Origin of the sequence: Paenibacillus sp. PvR098 (assembly GCF_017833255.1) — a bacterium.
In the GTDB taxonomy this organism is placed as follows: Bacteria; Bacillota; Bacilli; order Paenibacillales; family NBRC-103111; genus Paenibacillus_G.
The window spans coordinates 3,793,119-3,814,895 of the sequence record NZ_JAFIBU010000001.1 but is presented as its reverse complement, the minus strand read 5'-3'; the positions used below and the strand labels follow the sequence as shown (position 1 = coordinate 3,814,895).

The following is a 21,777-nucleotide window of genomic DNA, read 5'->3' as shown; positions in this document are numbered from 1 at the left end:
ACTCACTGTTAAAAAAAATGCCCCTCTATACCTTATGCGTCTTTACGTTATTTAGCATTTCCCATTATGGTGAAAAAAAACATGTGTCCGTATCATTCCCATTTGAAGGTCAGACTGGCAATGATAAACGCAAGCACCAGCCATATGCCGAGGAATACGGCTTCCACCCACATCGTTCCCATCGTCGCGCCGACATTCATCACCTGCCGCAGCGCAGTGGTGAGATGGCTGATAGGAATAAGCTTCACAACCGGCTGCAGAAACTCGGGCATATTTTGGATCGGGAAAAAGACGCCGCCGACAAACAACATCGGAAACGAAATGAACCCTGCGATCGGCGCTGCACTTTCCGGCGTCTTCGCCAGACCGGCCACGATGAACCCGGTCGCCATGAAGGCAAGCGTGCCGAGCATGATAAAGAACAACAGGGTCAGCCAGGATCCGTTCACCTGCGTACCGAAGAACAAATATCCCACGAGCAGGACAATAACGGCCTGAAGCCCGTTTAATGCGAGCCGTGCCGTAATTTGCGCCCCAATGAAAGTGGAAGCGTGCAATGTCGTGCTCTGCATGCGCCGCAGGATGCCCCGCTCCCTCCACGATGCAATTTGGGCGGTGACGCCGTTCAAATTGTTGGACATGATCATCATCGCCAGAATACCCGGCACAAGAAAATCAATGTAGCGGAGCTTCAGCGACTGCACGCCTTCCGGCTCGATCTTGATGGCTGGCGAGTAGCCCGACAGTTCTTTGTCAATGCCGTCTACGATGGGCGTGAGGAGCTGCAGTCCAATCTGCGATACGGCGGCGTTCGTCTCGTCATAATATACCTTCAAGGCCGCGGATGCTTGGCTGCTTGGATTCGGCATGGTGGCTCTAGTTCTTGCCTCCATTTGTTTCGCAAAGCCTTGAGGTATGACGACCACCAGCTGATGATCGCCGCGCTTGAGCACCTCTAATTCAGCATTGAGCTCTTGAGCGGACTTTAACTGCAGGACCGGATTCTCCTCTAAGGCTCCGATCAAAGCCTGCGACGCCGCAGTTTGGTCCAGATCGATGACCACTCCCGATACGGTGACCGGGGTATCTTTGCCAAGGAACGAACCCAGCATAACCATGAAAAAGACCGGGAAAAAGAGCGTCCAAAACAGCACCTGACGGTTACGCCCAAACAGTCTAAGCTGAGCTAGCGTTAATTGAATATAGGCTTTCACTGCTCTCTCAAGCTCCTTCCCGTCATATGAATGAACACATCCTCCAAGGTCGCCGTACGCGTTTGCAAATCCTGCACCTTCCACTGCTCCTGAGAAGCCAAGCCGATCAGTTCGACCAAGGAGGTCTGCAAATGGTCCGTATACAGCACAAACAGCTCATTGCGCTGATCCGCCTGCTTCACTTCATTGACCTTCCCGAGAAGCTCAAGCACCTGGCTCATGCGCTCCTTGTCCCATTCCTCCGCCCCCTCCAGCCGGAACTCGATGGCGCTGTCCGACTGCAGGCTTCGCACAAGATTCCTAGGCGTGTCGAGCGCAATCACCTGACCGCTGTCCATCAGGCATATCCGGTCACAAAGCACATGCGCCTCTTCCATATAATGCGTGGACAGGACAATGGTCTTGCCCTGGTCCTTCAGCCGCAGCACAATGTCCCATAGCGTCCTTCGGGCTTGCGGATCAAGCCCTGTGGTCGGCTCATCCAGGAACACCACCTGCGGATCGTTCACCAGCGCGAGCGCGATCGCCAGCCGCTGTTTCTGGCCTCCGGACAAGTTTTTCACACGGTCGTTCCGTTTTTCTTGGAGAATCATATCTTCCAAGAGCGGGTCGATCGGCACGGATTCCGGATAAAAGCTCGCATACATCCTTACAATTTCATGTACCTTGAGCAAATCGAACAAAGAGGTGGATTGCAGCTGAACGCCGATCACCTCCTTCACTTTTTTCAGCTCGGTTCGGGTATCATAGCCTGCTACTAAGGCATATCCGTCATCGGGTCGGCGAAGACCCTCGATCATCTCCATCGTCGTCGTCTTACCGGCGCCGTTGGGACCTAGCAGCCCGAAGACCTCGCCTTTGTATACTTCGAAGTTGACGCCTTTGACAGCCGTAAACTCGCCGTATCTCTTGACCAAGCCGTTTGCTTGGATCATCGTTTCCGTCTGCGCCAACGTGTTCAGCTCCTTTGGGGCTCAGTACTCATTCCACTTTGAGTATATCACCCGGAATACGCGGATGCCTAATCCTTCCTCCTTGCGGTATGCTTGCATTTCGCCTATTTCCTGCGGACATGGTATAGTAATAGCAACAGAAGATGAAACGGAGAGAAACGACCATGGCAAAAGAGTTCAAGAGCAGGAAGACAAAGGCGAATGTTATCAACACCAAAAAGAAACAGAACCATCCTGAGGGGGGGCAGGCCAAAGCCAAACTCTATACGGTTAAAGAGCCGATGGAGCTGCTGCCTTTTTTATTACATCATTTATCTAATCTTGGCCGCAACTCCGTTAAATCTGTTCTGGCTCGCGGACAAGTATCGGTTAACGACCAGGTCGTTACAGCGTACAATTATCCGCTTCAACCCGGACAAACGGTTACCATTCAAAAAGAAAAGGCTGCAGAAGCTCCCCCCCTCATCGGGCTCACGATTCTGCACGAGGATGAGGACATCATCGTGATTCAGAAGGACGCCGGTCTGCTATCCATTGCTTCTCCACAAGAGAACGAGATGACGGCGTATCGGCAGCTAACAGCCCACGTGCGCAGGAACAATCCCAACAACCGGATTTTTGTCGTGCATCGGCTGGACCGGGATACCTCCGGGGTCATGATGTTCGCCAAAAGCGAGAAGGTGCAGCAAACCCTGCAGAACTCATGGCAGGATATGGTCAAGGAACGTACCTATATCGCCCTTGTTGAAGGTTCGGTCAAGAAAACGGAAGGTACGGTTTCGTCTTGGTTAAAAGAAAGCAGCACCTTAAAAATGTATTCCAGCCCCTATCCCAACGACGGACTTTGGGCCGTGACCCACTACAAGGTCGTTCAATCCAATCGAAATTTCTCCTTATTGGAGGTTCATCTCGAAACAGGGCGAAAAAACCAAATTCGCGTCCATATGCAGGACATAGGGCATCCCATCGTGGGTGATAAAAAATACGGCTCCAAAGCCAAACCGATTGGGCGACTCGGACTCCACGCACGAGTGTTAGCTTTTATGCACCCTGCAACGGGAGAACTCATGAGATTCGAAACCAAGGTACCAAAGACGTTTCTAAATCCTTTTCGAGCCGCTACTCCTCAATAAAATGGCAGCTCAGACGATCGGATATCCGGACTTCATCCGGTCAAGCCGCATCCTTTTCAGTGGATTATGGACAGGAACTACCTGCCATTTCATTGTAAAGGATTTTTTTTGCTCAGATAATAAAAAGACTGACTTCATATTCCGATAAAACGAATACATCGCTAGTTCGCCATTTTGTAACGGTTTTAAGTATAAAACGTAGTACCACCTATACTAAAATAAAAGGACTGATGAGAATGGCATGGGTAGGATTGGGTATCGTAGTCATCGTTGTATTATATGTAATCGCTACATATAACGGATTAGTTAAATTAAGGAATTGGGTTAAAGAATCGTGGAGCCAGATTGATGTCCAATTGAAACGTCGTCATGATTTGATCCCAAACCTTGTGGAAACAGTGAAGGGTTACGCCAAGCATGAGCAAGAGACATTGGAAAAGATCATTCAGGCTCGAAATCAAATGCTGAACGGCACGCCGAATGAACGAATTGAGGCTGACAACCAGCTCCAAAGCGCGTTAAAGTCCATTTTTGCATTAGGGGAAGCCTACCCTGATTTGAAGGCAAACCAAAATTTTCTCCGTCTGCAGGAGGAATTAACAAATTCCGAGAATAAAGTGGCCTATTCCCGTCAGCTCTACAACAAAACGGTAGCGGAGTATAACATTAAGCGCGAGTCATTTCCTTCGAATATCATTGCCGGCATGTTTAGTTTCAAAGAAGAGCAGCTGCTGACCATTCCGGAAGCGGAAAAAGCGGTGCCTAAAGTTTCATTCTAACCATGTTTCACGCTGGTTCGTTAAAGTAAAGGGTGATGACCGTGCTGTATCAACAAATTGAGCAAAATAAACGAAAAACCATTCTGCTTGTTTTGCTTTTTAGTATTTTGGTCATTGGGGCAGGCTGCGCAGTGGGTTATCTGGGTTATGAAAATATTTGGTTAGGCTTGGGATGGGCGGCAGCAGTGCTTGTTTTTTATGTCCCGATTACCTATATGTCAGCAAACTCTCAGGTGCTCCGTGTGTCAGGGGCGAGACCAGCCACACGGGAGGAGCACCCGCAGCTTTACCATATTATTGAAGAGCTATGTATCCCGGCTCGCATCCCTATGCCCAAAATATACATTGTAGAAGATCCATCTCCAAATGCATTCGCAACGGGAATCAAGCCGGAAAAAGGAGCGGTTGCCTTCACAACAGGCTTGCTGGAGCGGCTCAACCGGGAGGAACTGGAAGCTGTCGCCGCTCATGAGATTGCCCACATCCGAAATTATGATATTCGTCTGATGACGATCAGTATTGCATTGATTTCGGTGATTGCCATTTTAGCTGATATGGGAACACGGATGCTGTTCCACCAACGGCGAGGCAACAGCAATAAGAAAACGCACCCGGCTGTTTATGTTATAGCTTTGGCTTTTATCATTTTATCCCCTATTGCGGCCAGGTTTGTTCACTTTGCCGTTTCCCGTAACCGGGAATACTTGGCCGATGCGACGGCTATTGAAATGACGCGAAACGCGACAGGCCTCAAAAATGCCTTAATCAAAATAAGCGGAAGCGATCTTAATGTACTGCGTGCCAATAAGACTACAGCTTCCATGTATATTTCTAATCCTTTTAGCAAGGAACGAAAAAAGCAAGGAACGAGCTGGTTCAGCACACACCCTTCCATGGCTTCAAGAATTGAAAGGCTGGAGAGGATGTAGCTCTAACCTATTTGAAGTATCGCTTCTTTACACTGACGTACATACTCCTCATCAACCAGCTTGCTTTGAACCCTATTCCGCCAATTCCCTTGTTCTGCTAAGGTAGAGGCTTTCACGCCATACCAACGTTCAACATCGCTTCGCAGCACCTTAGCAGATGCTCCGCTAAAATGAAAATGGATAGCTTCAAGGTTATCAATTAAAGCAAACGCCGCTGTGGAATTGTATATGAGCCCCCGATCCAGCTGATCTTCACCGATGTCCCCAATGGATTCTTTGTAGTTTACCTGTACTGTATAGGTATCCGGATAGAGCTGAAAGGATCTATCCACGTTATTTAATGGCAGTGAGCGAAAAAGATTCGATACATTACCGGCGTTACCCATGTACTTATTTTTATATTTCAATATGTTTTCAAAGTCGTGTGTTAACGGGTCTTGCTGCGCAGCCGCATACTGCTGCTCGTTTTGTGCGATTTGAGGTATGATGATTCCCTGAACCATTCCGAATAAGGCAATCCCAACAACAATCAAACCCATGATGAATTTATTTCTTGCCTTCATATGACTCACCAGCCTCATATTTTTGAACAAGCTTTATTGATGTACTGAACAGTAAGGGGATGATGACCGAAATGAAGGGCAGCGCATATTCGATGGCCAGCACGGTCCATTGATACGGTCCCGTGATACTAACAGGTCTGAAGTACCAAATATTACTTCCAAATCGGGCTGCTGTGGTAACAAGCGTCACCACCGTAATAAATAGTCCCCAAAGGATCCAGACCCATCGATTGTACTGTAAGGCTGATTTCATATTCCATACGGATATTTTATTCCAATGACCGCGTTTCATCTTCATATTTAAAAATAAGAAACCGATGCCGGATACGAAAGCTACAATCAGGAGAACGTAGTTCAGCAGGATTCCCATGCCTACAATACGGAGTGGTATGGTTAAAATCCAAGCGATCAGTGTGTACAATAAGGTGAGCTGCAGCAGCTCCAATCGGACTTTATTCGTATAAACTTGTTTGTTGTCATCAATTAAACCATCGATATGATCGAACTGTTCCTCAGCTATACTTACCGCCTGATGATACTCCATACCTCGGGAGGTCAGGTCGGCTACTTTAGCTTCCAGGTTACTTAAAATCTCTTCCTTTAGCTCTCTAATTTGGTTGCTTTCCTCGTACCCGGAAAATAATCGGTCAACATGGTCTTTCAAACGATTCATAAGAATACCTCCTGTTATTCAATAAGCTGATCTATTAACACTTTGGCGGTTTTCCAAGCGGCAAGATGATGTTTATAGGCTTCAATGCCTGCTGCGGTCACCTTATAATACTTACGCCTGCCTCCTTGACTTTCATCCCCCCAGTAAGACTCGATCAATTGTTGAGATTCAAGCCTCTTTAAGCTGGTATAAAGAGAAGGTTCTTTCAATTCATACTTTCCATGACTGTTTTTGGATATCGCTTTTATAATTTCATAGCCGTAGTTATCGCCTTCAATCAATACACGAAGAATGATCGTATCGATATTGCCGCGAATGAAATCCCGACTAATGCTGTTCTCCTGCATTGGGTTCACCTCTTATCTACAATGTACTGCATATTACTATGTGTGTCAAAGTAATATTCGATAAATGGTACAATCGCACTGCAATAAAAGTAAGAAACCACACGTTGATGTCGTGTGGTTCATGCACTCTCCGTTACACTGATATTGACCAGGCGTCATATGAAACAATTTTTTAAAGGCACGGGTAAATGCCTCCTGAGATTCAAATTGATAATCCAACGCGATTTCCAGAATACGCCGCTCGGTGGTGATGAGTTCACTAGCCGCATTCGATAGTCTCCTTCTGCGGATGTAGCTCGTCAGTGTCATACCCACATTAGAGTGAAATAATCGGTGAAAATGATATTTCGAGATCGCTGTATATTGAGCAATCGTTTCAAGGTAGAGTTCATTCTTCCTTCTATGCTCATTATATAGCATTGTTCTCTTCCAATATTTGATTTTTCTTGCTGGAAATTTATTTTGACAAAGAAGCTGTTTCGGCACGCCAATAGGGCGAATGCACACATGACACATGTGCAATCGCCCTAAAGAGCATGAAAAGCTGTTATTCGGCTTAATATTTTAATTCCTTAACCAGACGCTTGGCCGTTCCATTGGCCGTCTCGACGATTTCATAGATCTTCACTCGATTTCCGCTGCTTCCCTGCTCATCACTCAAGCCGGAGAACGTAATTTTTTGCTTACCGTTAATGAGCTTATCGGTTCCCGTAAAGGTCATCGTCTTCATGCCTATGATACGATCCAGCGCATCGACCAATTCAAACTGCACTCTTGAGAAATTCGAGTCGACAATGACGGGATCCGGGCGATCTATAGCCATGGTGAGATTCAAATAATACGTATAAGACCCACTGCTGTAAGACCAGCCTAGTGCAAAGTCTTTAAACTGAACCAAAAAAGGATAGAACGAAATCGTATCACTGTCTGATTCCTCCTGGATTCCTACCTGATAGGCCCCAAGTGAAACTTTCCCTTGCGATACGGCTTGATCATCATAAACATTCAGTGCAAATCTATCCTCTTCAAGTGAGCTCGGCAGCAAGTACGAATAGCTAATTACATAGGAGGTGCCCGGCATGATCAACTCGGGTACTGAGCTTTGTCTACTGCCTGTGTATGACTTTCCTTGGCTGTCTATCAGCTCGTTTTGAAGCTCCGGAAGCGCAATGGTGCTTGTACCTTTGTTCGTAATTTTATACTTGCCGATCGCTGTCTGGTAACCAAAATCTTCATTCACGTGAGTGTGAAGCTCTACTAAGGAAACATCCAGATTTTTATCGACAACGCCGCTGCTGCTGAGCATTAGCTTTTCCCCCAGCGTGTATGCTGGAGCAGATAAGAAGGCGCTGCGGGCTTCGCTAGCCCCTTTCAAGAGGAAAACCGTCACGGGTACTTGTGCTGTTGAATCGGCAGTCGCTGCGGATGCGGAGCTGGGCGTCCCGTTAGATGTGGTCGTACCCGATACGCCGCTCGACGAAGTGCCGGATGCAGAAGAATTGGCGGAAGAGCCTGTCGTCTTCTCCCACAGCACCAGCTGCACCGTATTCGGATCAATTCCTTCAGGAAGTACCGCATTAAAGTAGAATGACGCCGTTTCCTTTGGTGACAGATAGGAAAGACGAGACGTATGATCCGTAGAGGTAATGGATGCCCTGGAGCCCCCGAACTGATAAGAAGCAAGTAGGGATGGCAGGGAAGCCATCGAATCCCCTTCATTACGTAACGTAACTACCGTTTGAACATGCACACCGTCCGCTTGATTGGAATAAGTGGCTTTCTCCGCCTGAACGGTCAGATGCTCTCCTTCAAGCTGTCTCATATAGTCCAGCGTATCGCCCAACGTGACCGTTTGTAGAGAAGAACTGATGTCCATGCTGCTAAGCGAGACTTCTTGAATTTGATTCATGTAATAAAACTCCAACCCCAGGTCATGCTCCGATAGATCCTTTGAAATGGCCGTTTTCAATGTAATGCTGTCCGATTGGTTCGGAAGGAACGTTTGATCCTTTCCATCGGTGATCGCAGAGGCATATTTCAAGCCTCCCGCCTCTTTGAGCCGTACTTGAAGCGCCGCGGGGAGTTTCACACTGCCAGCCCCAAGATTCTTCACCGACAACTGGGTGTAGAGATACCACTTGCCTTCCTCCACCACGCGAACACTTTGTCCTAATTGATATGTGATGGAAGCATCATTCGCTAAGGTATTGTCCACCGTATGTAAGTTCATGATCTCCTCTGAAATCGAGGCTTGACCCTCCTGCGCAACAGAAGCTACAGAGAACATCCCCATATGCTTCATGAAATCCGCTTGACTGCTGTCCCAACGAAATATTTCCACCTGGAGCTGCTCTGCTGTTGTACCTGAATTAATATCGGAATAAAAGCGGAAACGTTGTTCCTGACCTGGAAGTACGATAGCGCTTTTCTTTTCGCTGAGGCGGGCCGTGTAACTGCGCCCGGAATGATCCGTCACGCGAACTCCGTAAGCGTTAAAATCCATCACTCTGCTCTCCCTATTGTGCAGGATGACAGAAAACTGCAAGGAGGTAGATGAAAGAACGGCTTGCGCCAAAGTAAAGTAGGATTGACTTGAAATATATACCCCTTCCGATGCTGCGTGAGCCGCTGGCGGCAGCGGTGGCATCACAACTAAAGAACTGGACAATAAGAGCGCCATGCTGGTGTGCTTCCATGATATAGACGGTAATTTACGTATCAATTCCAATAACCTCCCGGGGTAGTAAATACTGATGTATAAGTTTAATCGGTACGAAGCGCATCGATCGGCTTAAGCTTGGAAGCTTTGTTCGCGGGATAAAGACCGAAAACAACGCCCACCAGAACGGAGAACAAGAAAGCGTACAGTCCGACATCTAGGGAAAGACTCGTTGTCTGACTCGGATTGAGATAAGGCCAAACCAGGGAAAGCGCGATCCCTAATACGAAGCCGATCAAGCCGCCCATGCCGCTGATGAGAACCGCTTCTACCAGAAATTGCAGCAGAATGTTGCGCCTCTTAGCTCCAATTGATTTGCGAATGCCGATTTCCCTCGTTCGTTCGCTCACGGTGACTAACATAATATTCATGATGCCGATTCCGCCTACCATAAGTGAAATGGCCGCAACACTGACGAGCTGGCTGGTCATCGTACTGGAAGCCGACTGCCTCGCGCTGATAAGCTGGGATGAGTTAAAGATATTGTAGCCCGATGTGCTGTTAAATTTATTTTGGAGATACCGTTCCACGATTGTCTGAACCCTAGCCACATTCTCACTTGTGGACGCTTCGACATACGTGGTCCGGATATTGCCTAATTTGAAATCCCGGCTCAGCGTATAAAGCGGCACATAAATGGAACTGTCGAGCGAGGTTCCGCTCGTATTGGAGCCTTTGCTTTTCAGCTTTCCGATCACGGTATATACGAATCCGTCGATATTGATCTTCTCGCCCAGCGGATCGCTGGTACCAAAAAATGCCGTTGCGACTTCGCTGCCGATCACAGCCACATGATTCCGAAAGTCAATATCCGCTTGGGCAAGAAATCGTCCGCCGGCCACCTCTCCCTGCTGCATTTCCAAATAGCGATCATTCGTGCCGATCACGTTATACGTTTCCGTTTCACGATCATATTTGACATTCGAATTGTTCTTCGTCATGGTCGGGGCAATCGCCTTAAACCCGGGCAGACTTTCCATCTCCATCAGTTCGTCGTAATTCAGCTGCGTCGCCCGCCCATTGCCCATCAAATTAACCACGAGCAGATTCGTTCCCAGACTCTCATATTGCTTAGCGATAGCCTCCGAGGATCCCCGGCCAATCGAGACCAGCGTAAGAACCGAGGCGACTCCAATAATGACTCCCAGCATGGTCAGCACGGTACGAAGCGGGTTGGCCCGTACCGTTGCGAGCGCCATTCGAACCAATTCCCAAGGTCTCATCCCGCCGCCTCCTGTGACGATACAGGCATAGGAGCATTCCGTACGTCTCTAATGATTTCTCCATCCCGCAAAGTAACCACCCGCTTGGCGTTATCCGCGATATGATTGTCATGGGTGATCAATACGATGGTATTGCCTTCTTCGTTAAGCTTTGTAATCAGTTCAAGCACCTCAATGCCTGTCTTTGAATCGAGCGCGCCTGTAGGCTCATCGGCCAGAATCAACGATGGGGAGATAGCCAGCGCTCTGGCAATGGCTACCCGCTGCTGCTGTCCTCCCGAAAGCTCGCTCGGTTTATGGTGACCGCGCTGCCCCATTCCGAGAGCTACCAGCATCGTCTGGGCTCTTTCTTTCCTGACTTTTACCCCCATACCTGCATAAATCATGGGCAGTTCCACATTTTCAAGGGCGGTCAGCCTCGGAAGTAAATTGAACTGTTGAAAAATAAACCCGATCTTGCGATTTCTAAGCTCGGCAAGTCCGTTATCCGACAGGTTTTCCGTCGATACACCATCTAAGGTATACGTTCCTGACGTGGGTGAATCGAGAAGTCCGATCGTATTCATCAGTGTCGATTTACCCGAGCCGCTGGGTCCGATAATGGCAACAAAATCGCCCTCAGCAATATGTAACGAGATTCCCTTCAAGATGTGAAGCTGTTCTTCTCCACGGGTATAGCTTTTGGTAATCTGATTCAATTCGATGATATTCAATAAAAACGACTCCTTCCGCCCAAGTAAACCATTAGTTGCGTCCGCCGCCGCTAAAATTTCCTCCTCCGCCCATACCGCCGCCAGAGAATCCCCCACCGCCAGCACCGGGGAATCCGCCACCTCCGCCAGGGAACTGCTGATTGGTCGTCGCTCTCCTTGTCGGCATGACGACCTGTTCGCCTTCGTTCAGACCGCTCACGATTTCAACGTGCGTTTCACTCCGAATGCCAATTTGTATCTCGTGCTGTTCCTCCACTGTACCATCTGCTTTTTGAAGCGAAACGTAGGTCTTTCCTCTTTGGGTCTGTACCGCCTCGATCGGCATGATTACAATATCTTTCTTGTCCTGAATATAAATCTCCGCTGTCGCGGTCATCGCGTACTTCAAATCGTTCTGTTCTGTGTTCTGCACCGATACCACCACAACATAAGTCGTAACGCCATTACTCGTTGTCCCTACGTTAGAAACGGAGGTCACTTCTCCCTCAAACGTCCGGCCGGACAAAGCATCCACCTTCACTTGCGCTTTCTGACCCACCTTGATGCTGGTCAAATCCAGCTCATCCACGGCAATGGGCAGCTGCATGGTGCTTAAGCTGACAACCGCTCCCAGCGCCGTATTTGCCTCGATTTGTGCGCCTGCGGGATAGCTGTTCAGCACGTTGCTTTGACTGTTCGCGAAATCAGCGGAAAAAACACCATCGAACGGAGCCGTAATGGTCAGCTGCTTTACCCTTTGCTCCGCATCGAACACCCTGATCTTCTGACTCTCAATTGCCGCTTCTTTACTGATGATCTCGTCCTGGAGCGAATCGTTATAAATGGTCCCGATCAAATCACCCTGGTTCACCGTCTCCCCATCTTTAAAGTTCAGCTTCTGGATATTTCCGCTCGCTCCGGCATAAACTGCGGCTGTATGGATATAATCCAAAGCTCCCTGCGCTGTGGATTCCTTTGTTTGCTCTAATGAAGCGACGCTTCCTTTCACCATCGTTCCCGCAGAGAGCGTCCCGTCATTATTCACGGTCACTTCAACGTAGATAAGCTTGTTGCCAAATGCATCGGCTTTGATATCCCTGCTGATCGTTTCAACCGATCCCATCTTCGTCAGCATAAAGCCATCCACAGTCAGCTCCACCGCATCGCCTTTTTTGAACTGAACGGCATCCTGCAAATAAAAAGGCAGCTTCACTTTGAACTCTGACGGATCAGAAATCGTCGCCACTTTCATCAGCTTATTGATTGAACTTCCCACATCCAAATTGGCAGCTAAGGTAAGTTTTCCGGTGAGCGTTGCGGAAATGCTCATGTGGTTTTTCTCTTCCTTAAGGTTAGCCAGTTCCTTTTCCATTTGCTGCAGAGAAACCTGTGCTTCCTTTAACGTGGATTCCGTCGAAGGGACGGAGATCTCCACAAGCACGTCCCCCTTCTTGACAGCCTGATTTTGAGTCAAATTCATCGTCTTGATCAATCCGTCTACCGGAACAACCATGTTCTGCATATCCTGTGCTTTGAATTGGGTTGTCCCCGACACCATAGAGGTAATCGCCCCTTTGGTTACTTTCATCGTTGTTTGCTGCTGGGATGTGGACGCTGCAGGCTTCGCTGCTGAATGTTGTACATAATAATAAGTGCCCGCTCCGCATAATAGCGCGGCTAAGACCACAATGATCCACTTTCTGCTGCGGCTTAATTCCATACCTCTTTCCCCTTTCCATCATCTCACTTCCATAATAATTCTAATATGGATTGCTGAATCCAATCTGAACGCAAGCTGAAAGTTAATTGAATGAATGCTGAAAATCTGCTGAATGCCGGGACGTAAAAAAGTGCAGTCCGCAGACACGGACTGTACTTTTTCTTCGGTTAGTTTACGGCTTCCGCACTCGACGCGTCAGCATCGGAAGGAGCCTTTGGTTTGGCGTTCCAAACTCCCTTCTGATCGACAAATTGGTTCAATTGATCGGTCATACCGTCCTTTAACTTACTAACAAGTTCCTCTTTCGTGATGCCTTTTGCTTCTGCGATTTCCGCTAGCGATTTACCAGCTTGCAGACCCGCAGTTAGCTCCTCTTGTGTCACTCCCAGAATCTCCGTTAACTCCTCAGGGTTTCCTAAATGGCCAAAAGGCATCTTGCCGCGGCCCGGACCCTTTCCACCGAAGCCTTTCTTCTCGATTTGCTGCTTAAGACGATCGGACAAGCCGGACTTGATTTGATCCGCCTTCTCTTGAGTCAATGTTCCAGCTGTCAGTTGGGCGTCGATGGCTGCCGTCTGAGCATCGGTCAGCTTTTGCAGGTAATCTTCCTCGCTCAAGCCTTTTTCTTGAGCAATTTGCAGCAGCGTTTTATCTTCCTTCAATGCTTCCATGATTACGCTCTGCTCCACACCCAGCAAGGTTGCGGTCTGCTCAACTACATTGTTCCCGCGGAAGCCGCCGCCGCGCTCGCCATGATGCATTTTTCCGCGTCCCTTGTCTCCCCATGCGGACCCGCCGTCCGGTTTCTGAATCGAAGCATTCGTCGATGTCGCTTCATTCGCGAAAACTTGATTATGTAGCGTCCCAACAAAGCCAACACCAAGAACGAAAGATGCGATCAACGTACCTGTAATCATTTTTTTGCCGATTTTTTTCATATCCTTTTTCCACCTTTTTGTTTTATTTTTGCTTACAAATTGAAGTATAGACCCCTTAGCTGAATTGCATCTGAGCGGCAACTGAAGAAACGATGAGCATTTCCTGAGCGTTTGCTGAAAATGCCAAAAAACCTTAGTTCGATGATTCATCGACTAAGGTTTTTTGGATGATTTCGGATTCAGATCATCACCGTTTGATGACCAAAATGTCCCTCGGGGGGTTACCCGTGCGTTGAATTTCATTAATTTGAGCGGTTGTAAGCGGACGGCTTACCAGAATGAACGAAGACGTAACATTGTTAAAATTGAAATTTCTCAAATCCGCAACGTCCCGGTTTCCTCGGAATATGCGGAAGGAGCCTTGGAAGTTCGTCCCGGAAAACAAAACCAGGGTTACTCCAGTAAAAACGCCCCCTCTAAGCCGGAAGCTGGAGAGGATGTTGTTAAATCGTATGGCCCCCATATCGCGAACCGCGACGCCTCTACGTTTAAAATGAATGCTTCGCCCTGTAAAGTTAAAGCCCGAGAACATCCTGAGACTAATATCCCTCTTCACCAAATCTATCACCTCTTCTTTGTGAGATGATAACAGTGTATGATAGGGTACCAAGATTGGTTCTGCCAAATGTACTAGGTTATAAGATGATTTTCAACTGGTCCGGAACATCGGTGATCACGCCGTCCAACCCGGCTTGGGCTAAAGGAGCTGCCCATTCCCCCTCGTTAACGGTATACGGATAGACCTTGAATCCATGAGCATGACTTTGGCGAATATAAGCTTCGTCAACGAACGAATAATGCGGATGCAAACTGTATACGGCAAACGGCAGCTGTCGTACGTAATCCCAAGGTTTGATAATGTTGGTGGAGAACAGCGCGCCCAGCTTCATCGACGGCTCCAGACGCGCCGTCTCCGCCAGCGCGTAATGATCGAAGGAGGATACGATGACCCGATCCAGCATGTCATGATCACGAACGGAGCGAATCAGTTTCTCCTCAATGCCCTTATGGTAGTAAGGCAAATTTTTGATCTCGAAGTTGATCAGCATGTTCGTGCCGGAAGCAACAGCCATAAATTCCTGCAGTGTCGGAATCGTTTCCCCTGCATATGGCTCGCTATGCCATGCGCCCGCATCCAAACGCCGCAGCTGCTCAAGCGTCAGCTCCTTGATCAGTCCTTGGCCGTTCGTCGTCCTTTTGACATCATCGTCATGGCAAATGACTACTTCGCCATCCTTGGTAAGATGCAGGTCCAGCTCCATGCCGTCCGCCTTCATATCTACAGCTAATTGAAACGCCTTCATCGTATTTTCCGGAGCATATCCGGAAGCTCCCCTATGCGCAATAATGAGCATATCGAACACCTCAACTTTTTCTTTTCAATAAGAAAAACAGCATCTCAGCACGTCTCATTAACCAATCTTAAAAAAGAATAACCTTCAATTTCACGTACCCGGTTTACAGATACGAGCCGTTGAAGGTCTTCTCCAATTCAAGTCACCGCTATTATTAACTTGGTTCCCAGTATAAAATATAAAATTGCCGTATTCAAATGAATTTCTTGTAAAGGTGATTCATTTAACCCCTCAGGCTTCTTTTTTCTGCCAAAGCGCTTTTCTTGAGGTCGTGACCGCTGTCGCTCCCGCTTCAAGCGCCAACCGCACATCTTCCTCGGTACGGATCAGGCCGCCTGCTAGCACAGGGATTTTCGTTTCCTCCAGAAACTCCCGGATAATATGCGGCATAATGCCGGGCAGCACCTCGACGTAATCGGGCTTCGTCTTCTCAAGCTGCATGTAGCTGTTCTCCAGCGCCAAGGTATCCAGCATGAATAAGCGTTGAATCGCAATCAGCCCTTTTTTCTTTGCCGTGAGCACGACATTGTTACGGGTGGATATAATGCCGGCAGGCCTGATTTCCTGCGCCAAAAATTCGGTGGCGTACTCATCCGACTTTAACCCCTCGATGAGATCGGCGTGAAGAAACATTTTCTTGCCCTGCTCCGAGGCGCGGCGCACCAGCGGCTTCACTTGGGCGATATGCGCGTTCAGGAGGACGAGAAACTCGTAATCTGTCTTTAACAACTGGTCGAAATCTTTCATATTCCGAATCGCTGGCACGATGGATTGGGTAATTACAGGTTTCAAATCATCACTCCTCTTGCTTTAGCCTCGCACGTTTTCTTTGTAGCCCATGGTCGCCTGTACGGCTCGCTTCCAGCCGGCATAGATGTGATCGCGTTCTGCCGCTTCCGTTGCAGACGTGAATGTCCGCTCAATCACGCGGTTATGAACAATGTCCTCTTTTCCATGCCAATAACCAACGGCTAGACCGGCCAAGTAGGCGGCGCCTAGGGCCGTCGTTTCCTTAATCGTCGGACGTTCCACTTTCGTACCAAGCAAATCCGCTTGGAATTGAATCAAAAAATTATTTGCGGCAGCACCACCATCAACTGCGAGCTTTTGCACCTTTATGCCCGAATCCGCTTCCATCGCCTCCAGAACGTCTCGGGTTTGATACGCCAGCGATTCAATCGCGGCACGGATCAAGTGGTTATCCGTTGTTCCCCGGGTTAGCCCGAATATAGCGCCCCGGGCTTCCATATCCCAATAAGGCGCGCCAAGTCCGACAAATGCCGGAACGAAATAAACGCCATCCGTGCCGGCTACCTCCGCCGCTCTCGCTTCCGATTCGGACGCGGAGCTGATCAGCTTAAGCCCGTCCCTTAGCCACTGAACCGCCGCCCCGGCTATAAAGATGCTGCCTTCCAGGGCATACTCCACTTTTCCGTCCAATCCCCAAGCGATCGTCGTCAATAAGCCATGCGTGGAGGGAACCGCTTTATTCCCGGTGTTCATCAGCATGAAGCAGCCGGTACCATACGTATTTTTAACCATTCCCTCATCGAAGCAGGCTTGCCCGAATAAGGCGGCATGCTGGTCACCGGCAATGCCCGCAATCGGGAGACCGATACCCAGCAGACTTTCGTCCGCTTGCCCGTATACTTCGCTGGAGGAACGCACCTCCGGAAGCATCGAGCGCGGCACATCCAGCATGCTCAAGAGCTCATCGTCCCACTCCAGAGAATGAATATTGAACATCAGCGTTCGCGAAGCGTTCGAATAGTCGGTCACATGCAGCTTTCCTCCGCTCAGCTTCCAAGCGAGCCAGGTATCAATCGTGCCGAACGCAAGCTCTCCCCGTTCCGCTTGATCACGGGCCCCTTCGACATGATCCAAAATCCACTTTAGCTTCGTCCCCGAGAAATAGGCATCGATCAAAAGTCCGGTTTTGCGCCGCACCAGATCCTCATACCCCTGCTGCTGAAGCTCGTGGCAAATGTCGCTGGTCTGCCGGCTTTGCCATACAATGGCGTTATACAGTGGCCGGCCTGTACGCCGATTCCACACGACCGTCGTTTCCCGCTGGTTCGTAATACCGACGGCCGCAACCTGCTGCGGTTGAATGCTTGCCTCAGCTAACGCTCCGCGAATCACGTCCAGCTGAACATCCCATATTTCCTCCGGATCATGCTCCACCCAACCGGGATTAGGATAAATTTGCCGGAATTCCTTTTGTGCGTCAGCGACGATATGCCCTGCTTTATCGAACAAAATCGCTCTAGAGCTCGTTGTACCTTGATCAAGCGCCAACACGTACAAAGACATCGCTCCCTCTCCTGTAAATAAACCTATTCCAGCATTCATAAACGTATGAGTCCGTCTATCTCTTTCGCAGCACTACGATACAAGAAATCACGGTTTCTGTAAAGTTCCATCGGAATGAAAATTGGCCCGGCCTACGGCGAAAATCCGTGCTTTACCTCTTGCAACCCACGGAAAAAAAGTTTATGATGAAGGCAATATAATAACCACTGGGTCGGAGACGAGGAAAAAGACCACAACCCTTCATTGAGTTAAGTCAATGATGCTGTTGTGCGTCTTTTTCCTTTTTTGCATATTTGTCTGTCTCCAGAAAGGAGCACCCCATGACACAAGCGTTCTCCAGCTTGAAACGGGATGACATTCAGCGTGAGCTAGAACAGGAAACTTACGATATGCTGGTGATCGGAGGCGGGATTACAGGTGCTGGCATTGCGCTGGACGGCGCGGTGCGCGGGCTCAAGGTCGCGCTGATTGAGATGCAGGACTTCGCGGCAGGTACCAGCAGCCGATCGACAAAGCTCGTTCACGGCGGATTGAGATATTTGAAACAAGGAGAGGTCAAGCTTGTGCGGGAAGTCGGACGCGAACGCGCTATCGTCCATGAAAATGCCCAGCATGTCGTCATCCCGGAGTGGATGCTGATGCCGATTATAAAAGGGGGCACGTACGGGAAGCTGGCCACATCCGTCGGTCTTTACGTGTACGATTGGCTTGCCGGAGTCAAGCGGGAGGAACGCCGCAAAATGCTGTCCAAAAGCGAAACGATCGCCAAAGAACCGCTGCTGTGGCAGGATAAGCTGCTTGCTGGCGGCTACTATGTCGAATACCGCACAGATGATGCGCGGCTCACGATTGAAATCATGAAAGCTGCCGTGGACCGCGGGGCCAAAGCCGTCAATTACACGAAAGTGACGCAATTCTTGTATGAGAACGGCAAGGTTACCGGTGTGCAGGCGGAGGACCAGAATTCGGGACGCTCCTTCAAGATTCGGGCAAGCAGGATCGTGAACGCGGCCGGCCCTTGGGTGGACACGCTGCGCGAGCTGGACAAATCGAAACAAGGCAAGCGTCTGCACTTAACGAAAGGAGTGCATATCGTTGTAGATCAAAGCCGCTTCCCGCTGAGGCAGACGATTTATTTCGATACACCGGACGGTCGTATGGTGTTTGCGGTAACTCGGGACGGCAAAACCTATATCGGGACGACAGACACCAATTACGAAGACAATCTGGAGCATCCGCGGATGACGAAAGCGGATTTGACTTATTTGCTCGCTGCGGCGAATTATATGTTTCCTACCATCGGACTTACGGAAGAAGACGTCGAGGCCAGCTGGGCCGGTCTGCGGCCGCTCATTCATGAAGACGGCAAATCGCCGTCCGAGTTGTCCCGTAAGGACGAAATCTTTCTCTCGCCATCGGGCCTCATCACTATAGCAGGAGGCAAATTGACCGGGTACCGCAAAATGGCCGAACGGGTCGTCGATCTGGTGACCGAGCAGATCGGTAAAGAAAGCGACCATACGTACCCGGGCTGCAGCACCGATCAAGTCAAGCTGTCCGGCGGTGATTTCCCGGAAGGCTTCGATGCATTTGCCGCCAAATGGACGCAGCATGGCATTCAGCAAGGCTTGTCTGAGAAGCAGGCGACTGTCCTTGTCCGACGTTATGGCAGCAACGTGCCGTCAGTGTATGGTAAATTCGATACTCTTCGCGAAGCGTCAGTAACGTATGGAATGGAGATCGACGTACTGGCGTCGCTCGTATACAGCATGGAAGAAGAAATGGTCACCCGCCCTCTCGATTTCCTCAACCGCCGTACAGGGGCCGTCAACTTCGACCACAAGAACGCTGAGCGTTGGCTGGAGCCTACCGTTCACTTTATGAGGGATGTGTTTGAATGGGATGACGAGACCGCACTTCAATATTTGAAAGAAGCAAGAGGCGGATTAAGTTTCGCGAAAGAGGCGGTTTAAAAGTTATTCTTGGCAAAAGCAAGAGCCCTCTGGTGCCTCCTTCTTTCCGGAAAGGAGGCACCAGAGGGCTCTATACCGTTAAGCAACTAATGTTGATGAGAATTTGGTGTATCCTGGAGATTGGCTTTATGTCCAGTATAACCACGCCATTCGTCATACTTGGCAATTTGTCCGGGAGAAAGGACCTCTTTTAGTTTGAGGTAATAAATCATCCCTTTAGTAGAAACGAATTTCCGTCCTCGTCCCTGAATGTAGCGTAGGTTCCCCACTGCATTTTTTGCAGTTCGCCTTCAAACTGTACTCCGTTTGCTTTCATTTGGTCATAGGTCGCTTGAATATCGTCGCATGTAAATACAATAGAAGCCTTTTGTTCCTCCCAATTTTTCATCATGCTTTTGGGATAGATCACCAGAGCGCTCTCCGCTCCTTGGGGAGCGACTTCAATCCAACTGCCGGCAGGGCCCATCGGAGTTTCCTGAACAAGTTCAAAGCCTACCTTTTCCGTCCAAAAGGCTTTTGCTTTCTGCTGGTCTTCTACATATACGGCTACGGTTGCAATTTTTGAAATCATGGTGAAATAGCCTCCTCCATCTTGGATAAACTTTTGCGAGATAAACAATGATTGTAAAAGAATATTCACTAATTAACCGCTTACTTGGGCATTTACTGACTAGTGGCATGTGACAAAAATGTGTATAATGAAGACTTGTGAACATCGGCCCCGACTTTTCTGAGAGTGAAAAGTCAACCACATTTTAAATACAGGAGGATATATCTTTGAATTTCCAACAACTGAATACGTCGTGGTTCTCCAATACCCGTGCGGACATTCTTTCCGGAATGACCGTAGCTTTAGCCTTGATTCCCGAAGCGATCGCGTTCTCTATCATCGCGGGTGTGGATCCTATGGTAGGCTTGTATGCTTCTTTCTGTATCGCCGTCATTATTTCGTTCATTGGCGGAAGGCCTGCCATGATCTCCGCCGCTACAGGTGCAATGGCACTACTCATGGTCACGCTGGTTAAAGAGCATGGTGTCGAGTACTTGTTTGCTGCGACGATATTGACCGGAGTGATCCAGTATCTGATGGGTCTGCTTAAGCTCGGGCGTTTCATTACGTTCGTTCCCCATTCCGTCATGACCGGCTTCGTCAATGCATTGGCGATTCTGATTTTCATGGCGCAGCTTCCTCACTTTGTCGGGGAAGGCTGGCTGATGTATGCGCTCGTGGCCCTGACGTTGATCATCATTTACACGCTCCCGCGTTTAACGAAGGTCATTCCTTCGGCCTTAGCCGCCATTATTATTGTATCTTCGATCGTGATCGGCTTTGGGATGAATGTTAAAACAGTCGGAGATATGGGCCAAATTACGAGCTCTTTCCCGCTGTTCCACCTGCCTCAAGTGATATTCTCCCTTGAAACGCTGTGGATTATCCTTCCGTACTCCTTGTCGCTGGCTTTGGTCGGTATTCTGGAATCCCTGCTTACCGCGACCATCGTGGATGAGATGACAGACACGAAGAGCGATAAAAACAAGGAAGTCAAAGGTCAGGGAATTGCGAATTTCGTTACTGGATTTTTCGGCGGGATGGCGGGATGCGCCATGATCGGCCAATCCGTCATTAACGTGAAGTCCGGCGGACGGACCCGTCTGTCGACCTTCGTAGCCGGAGTATTCTTATTGTTTCTGATTCTCGTTCTTGGAGATATCGTGAAGCAAATCCCGATGGCTGCTTTGGTAGGCGTCATGATTATGGTATCGATCGGCACCTTTGATTGGCAGTCGTTAACAGGTCTGAGGAGAATACCACTGAGCGATGCCTTGGTGATGATTGTCACCGTAGCTATCGTAGTCGTTACCCACGACCTGTCCAAAGGCGTGATGGCCGGCGTCGTGCTCAGCGCCGTGATTTTTGCTTGGAAAGTGGCGAAAATTAGGATGCAAAAAGAAGCGCAGCCGGATGGAAGCAAGCTGTACCGCATTTCCGGCCAACTATTTTTCGGAACGATGACTCATTTTATCGATCAATTTGATTATTCCCAAGATCCCGACCATATTGTCATTGATTTCAGCAATTCTCATGTATGGGATCATTCAGCGGTGACCGCTATTTCCAAGGTCATCTCCAAATATAAAAACTTAAACAAACAGGTGAACATCATCGGGCTCAACGAAGAAAGCAAAGTCCTGATTGAAAAAGTAGGGCTAGCCGCAACAAGCGGACACTAAAGCGGTCCAAAGGCCAGCCGA

20 protein-coding genes are annotated in these 21,777 nt (G+C 48.9%); 5 read left to right on the top strand and 15 right to left on the bottom strand.

What is annotated here, in order from left to right; genetic code table 11:
• Window positions 1–92: 92 nt before the first annotated feature.
• Both JOE45_RS18900 and JOE45_RS18895 read right to left on the bottom strand, forming a co-directional pair.
• Window positions 93–1,214 (bottom strand): ABC transporter permease, encoded by a 1,122-nt coding sequence (locus JOE45_RS18900; RefSeq protein WP_210022865.1) that lies wholly within the window; start codon window positions 1,212–1,214, stop codon window positions 93–95.
• On the bottom strand, window positions 1,211–2,149 hold the full coding sequence (locus JOE45_RS18895) for an ABC transporter ATP-binding protein (RefSeq protein WP_210023574.1): 939 nt from the start codon (window positions 2,147–2,149) through the stop codon (window positions 1,211–1,213). The genes JOE45_RS18900 and JOE45_RS18895 overlap by 4 nt, the downstream gene beginning before the upstream one ends.
• A 182-nt stretch (window positions 2,150–2,331) precedes the next feature.
• On the opposite strand from JOE45_RS18895, the gene JOE45_RS18890 reads away from it, so the two are divergent.
• The 3 genes from JOE45_RS18890 (at window position 2,332) to htpX (ending at window position 5,008) form a co-directional block, all read left to right on the top strand.
• Window positions 2,332–3,300: an RluA family pseudouridine synthase gene (locus JOE45_RS18890; protein WP_245247071.1), complete on the top strand. Its 969-nt coding sequence runs from the start codon at window positions 2,332–2,334 to the stop codon at window positions 3,298–3,300.
• Between the two features lie 236 nt (window positions 3,301–3,536).
• Window positions 3,537–4,079 (top strand): LemA family protein, encoded by a 543-nt coding sequence (locus JOE45_RS18885; RefSeq protein WP_210022867.1) that lies wholly within the window; start codon window positions 3,537–3,539, stop codon window positions 4,077–4,079.
• Window positions 4,080–4,120: 41 nt separating this feature from the next.
• Window positions 4,121–5,008, top strand: coding sequence for a zinc metalloprotease HtpX (gene htpX, locus JOE45_RS18880; protein ID WP_210022868.1), 888 nt, complete (start codon window positions 4,121–4,123; stop codon window positions 5,006–5,008).
• A 2-nt stretch (window positions 5,009–5,010) separates the two neighbouring features.
• Here the strand turns inward: htpX and JOE45_RS18875 are convergent, their stop codons facing one another.
• From JOE45_RS18875 to glpK, 12 genes are all read right to left on the bottom strand, one after another.
• Entirely contained in the window at window positions 5,011–5,571 is a 561-nt protein-coding gene (locus JOE45_RS18875; RefSeq protein WP_210022869.1) for a DUF4825 domain-containing protein, read from the bottom strand.
• Window positions 5,555–6,244, bottom strand: a complete 690-nt coding sequence (locus JOE45_RS18870; protein WP_210022870.1) for a permease prefix domain 1-containing protein — start codon at window positions 6,242–6,244, stop codon at window positions 5,555–5,557. The genes JOE45_RS18875 and JOE45_RS18870 overlap by 17 nt, the downstream gene beginning before the upstream one ends.
• A gap of 14 nt (window positions 6,245–6,258) precedes the next feature.
• The gene (locus tag JOE45_RS18865; protein WP_210022871.1) at window positions 6,259–6,591 is read right to left on the bottom strand and encodes a PadR family transcriptional regulator; all 333 of its coding nucleotides are present in this window, start codon (window positions 6,589–6,591) and stop codon (window positions 6,259–6,261) included.
• A 45-nt stretch (window positions 6,592–6,636) separates the two neighbouring features.
• Window positions 6,637–7,011, bottom strand: a complete 375-nt coding sequence (locus JOE45_RS18860) for a helix-turn-helix transcriptional regulator (protein WP_210022872.1) — start codon at window positions 7,009–7,011, stop codon at window positions 6,637–6,639.
• Window positions 7,012–7,147: 136 nt separating this feature from the next.
• Complete coding sequence (locus tag JOE45_RS18855) at window positions 7,148–9,313, bottom strand: hypothetical protein (protein ID WP_210022873.1); 2,166 nt, start codon at window positions 9,311–9,313, stop codon at window positions 7,148–7,150.
• Between the two features lie 41 nt (window positions 9,314–9,354).
• Entirely contained in the window at window positions 9,355–10,533 is a 1,179-nt protein-coding gene (locus JOE45_RS18850) for an ABC transporter permease (RefSeq protein ID WP_210022874.1), read from the bottom strand.
• The gene (locus JOE45_RS18845; RefSeq protein WP_245247388.1) at window positions 10,530–11,246 is read right to left on the bottom strand and encodes an ABC transporter ATP-binding protein; all 717 of its coding nucleotides are present in this window, start codon (window positions 11,244–11,246) and stop codon (window positions 10,530–10,532) included. The genes JOE45_RS18850 and JOE45_RS18845 overlap by 4 nt, the downstream gene beginning before the upstream one ends.
• Before the next feature lie 31 nt (window positions 11,247–11,277).
• The gene (locus tag JOE45_RS18840) at window positions 11,278–12,945 is read right to left on the bottom strand and encodes a permuted SH3 domain-containing protein (protein ID WP_210022875.1); all 1,668 of its coding nucleotides are present in this window, start codon (window positions 12,943–12,945) and stop codon (window positions 11,278–11,280) included.
• Between the two features lie 167 nt (window positions 12,946–13,112).
• Window positions 13,113–13,883 carry a hypothetical protein gene (locus JOE45_RS18835; RefSeq protein WP_210022876.1) on the bottom strand — a complete coding sequence of 257 codons (771 nt, stop codon included), beginning with the start codon at window positions 13,881–13,883 and terminating at the stop codon, window positions 13,113–13,115.
• 635 nt (window positions 13,884–14,518) lie between these two features.
• Window positions 14,519–15,238, bottom strand: a complete 720-nt coding sequence (locus JOE45_RS18830; protein WP_210022877.1) for a glycerophosphodiester phosphodiesterase — start codon at window positions 15,236–15,238, stop codon at window positions 14,519–14,521.
• Window positions 15,239–15,469: 231 nt separating this feature from the next.
• Window positions 15,470–16,030 (bottom strand): glycerol-3-phosphate responsive antiterminator, encoded by a 561-nt coding sequence (locus JOE45_RS18825; protein WP_210022878.1) that lies wholly within the window; start codon window positions 16,028–16,030, stop codon window positions 15,470–15,472.
• Window positions 16,031–16,048: 18 nt separating this feature from the next.
• Entirely contained in the window at window positions 16,049–17,551 is a 1,503-nt protein-coding gene (gene glpK, locus JOE45_RS18820; protein WP_210022879.1) for a glycerol kinase GlpK, read from the bottom strand.
• 320 nt (window positions 17,552–17,871) lie between these two features.
• Between glpK and JOE45_RS18815 the strand changes: the two genes are divergently transcribed.
• Window positions 17,872–19,524: a glycerol-3-phosphate dehydrogenase/oxidase gene (locus JOE45_RS18815; RefSeq protein ID WP_210022880.1), complete on the top strand. Its 1,653-nt coding sequence runs from the start codon at window positions 17,872–17,874 to the stop codon at window positions 19,522–19,524.
• A 208-nt stretch (window positions 19,525–19,732) separates the two neighbouring features.
• On the opposite strand, the gene JOE45_RS18810 is transcribed toward JOE45_RS18815, so the two are convergent.
• A complete protein-coding gene (locus JOE45_RS18810) occupies window positions 19,733–20,095 on the bottom strand; it encodes a VOC family protein (protein WP_210022881.1) in 363 nt (120 codons plus the stop codon).
• A 269-nt stretch (window positions 20,096–20,364) separates the two neighbouring features.
• Here JOE45_RS18810 and JOE45_RS18805 point away from each other — a divergent pair, with 269 nt between their 5' ends.
• On the top strand, window positions 20,365–21,756 hold the full coding sequence (locus tag JOE45_RS18805) for a SulP family inorganic anion transporter (protein WP_245247386.1): 1,392 nt from the start codon (window positions 20,365–20,367) through the stop codon (window positions 21,754–21,756).
• Window positions 21,757–21,777 lie beyond the last annotated feature (21 nt).

Excerpts from the sequence above, each read along its gene's own strand:
- JOE45_RS18895 (WP_210023574.1), bottom strand. The coding sequence starts at position 2,149 with ATGATCCAAGCAAACGGCTTGGTCAAGAGATACGGCGAGTTTACGGCT.
- JOE45_RS18890 (WP_245247071.1), top strand. The coding sequence starts at position 2,332 with ATGGCAAAAGAGTTCAAGAGCAGGAAGACAAAGGCGAATGTTATCAAC.
- JOE45_RS18885 (WP_210022867.1), top strand. The coding sequence starts at position 3,537 with ATGGCATGGGTAGGATTGGGTATCGTAGTCATCGTTGTATTATATGTA.
- JOE45_RS18875 (WP_210022869.1), bottom strand. The coding sequence starts at position 5,571 with ATGAAGGCAAGAAATAAATTCATCATGGGTTTGATTGTTGTTGGGATT.
- JOE45_RS18870 (WP_210022870.1), bottom strand. The coding sequence starts at position 6,244 with ATGAATCGTTTGAAAGACCATGTTGACCGATTATTTTCCGGGTACGAG.
- JOE45_RS18865 (WP_210022871.1), bottom strand. The coding sequence starts at position 6,591 with ATGCAGGAGAACAGCATTAGTCGGGATTTCATTCGCGGCAATATCGAT.
- JOE45_RS18860 (WP_210022872.1), bottom strand. The coding sequence starts at position 7,011 with ATGCTATATAATGAGCATAGAAGGAAGAATGAACTCTACCTTGAAACG.
- JOE45_RS18850 (WP_210022874.1), bottom strand. The coding sequence starts at position 10,533 with ATGAGACCTTGGGAATTGGTTCGAATGGCGCTCGCAACGGTACGGGCC.
- JOE45_RS18840 (WP_210022875.1), bottom strand. The coding sequence starts at position 12,945 with ATGGAATTAAGCCGCAGCAGAAAGTGGATCATTGTGGTCTTAGCCGCG.
- JOE45_RS18835 (WP_210022876.1), bottom strand. The coding sequence starts at position 13,883 with ATGAAAAAAATCGGCAAAAAAATGATTACAGGTACGTTGATCGCATCT.
- JOE45_RS18830 (WP_210022877.1), bottom strand. The coding sequence starts at position 15,238 with ATGCTCATTATTGCGCATAGGGGAGCTTCCGGATATGCTCCGGAAAAT.
- glpK (WP_210022879.1), bottom strand. The coding sequence starts at position 17,551 with ATGTCTTTGTACGTGTTGGCGCTTGATCAAGGTACAACGAGCTCTAGA.
- JOE45_RS18815 (WP_210022880.1), top strand. The coding sequence starts at position 17,872 with ATGACACAAGCGTTCTCCAGCTTGAAACGGGATGACATTCAGCGTGAG.
- JOE45_RS18810 (WP_210022881.1), bottom strand. The coding sequence starts at position 20,095 with ATGATTTCAAAAATTGCAACCGTAGCCGTATATGTAGAAGACCAGCAG.
- JOE45_RS18805 (WP_245247386.1), top strand. The coding sequence starts at position 20,365 with ATGACCGTAGCTTTAGCCTTGATTCCCGAAGCGATCGCGTTCTCTATC.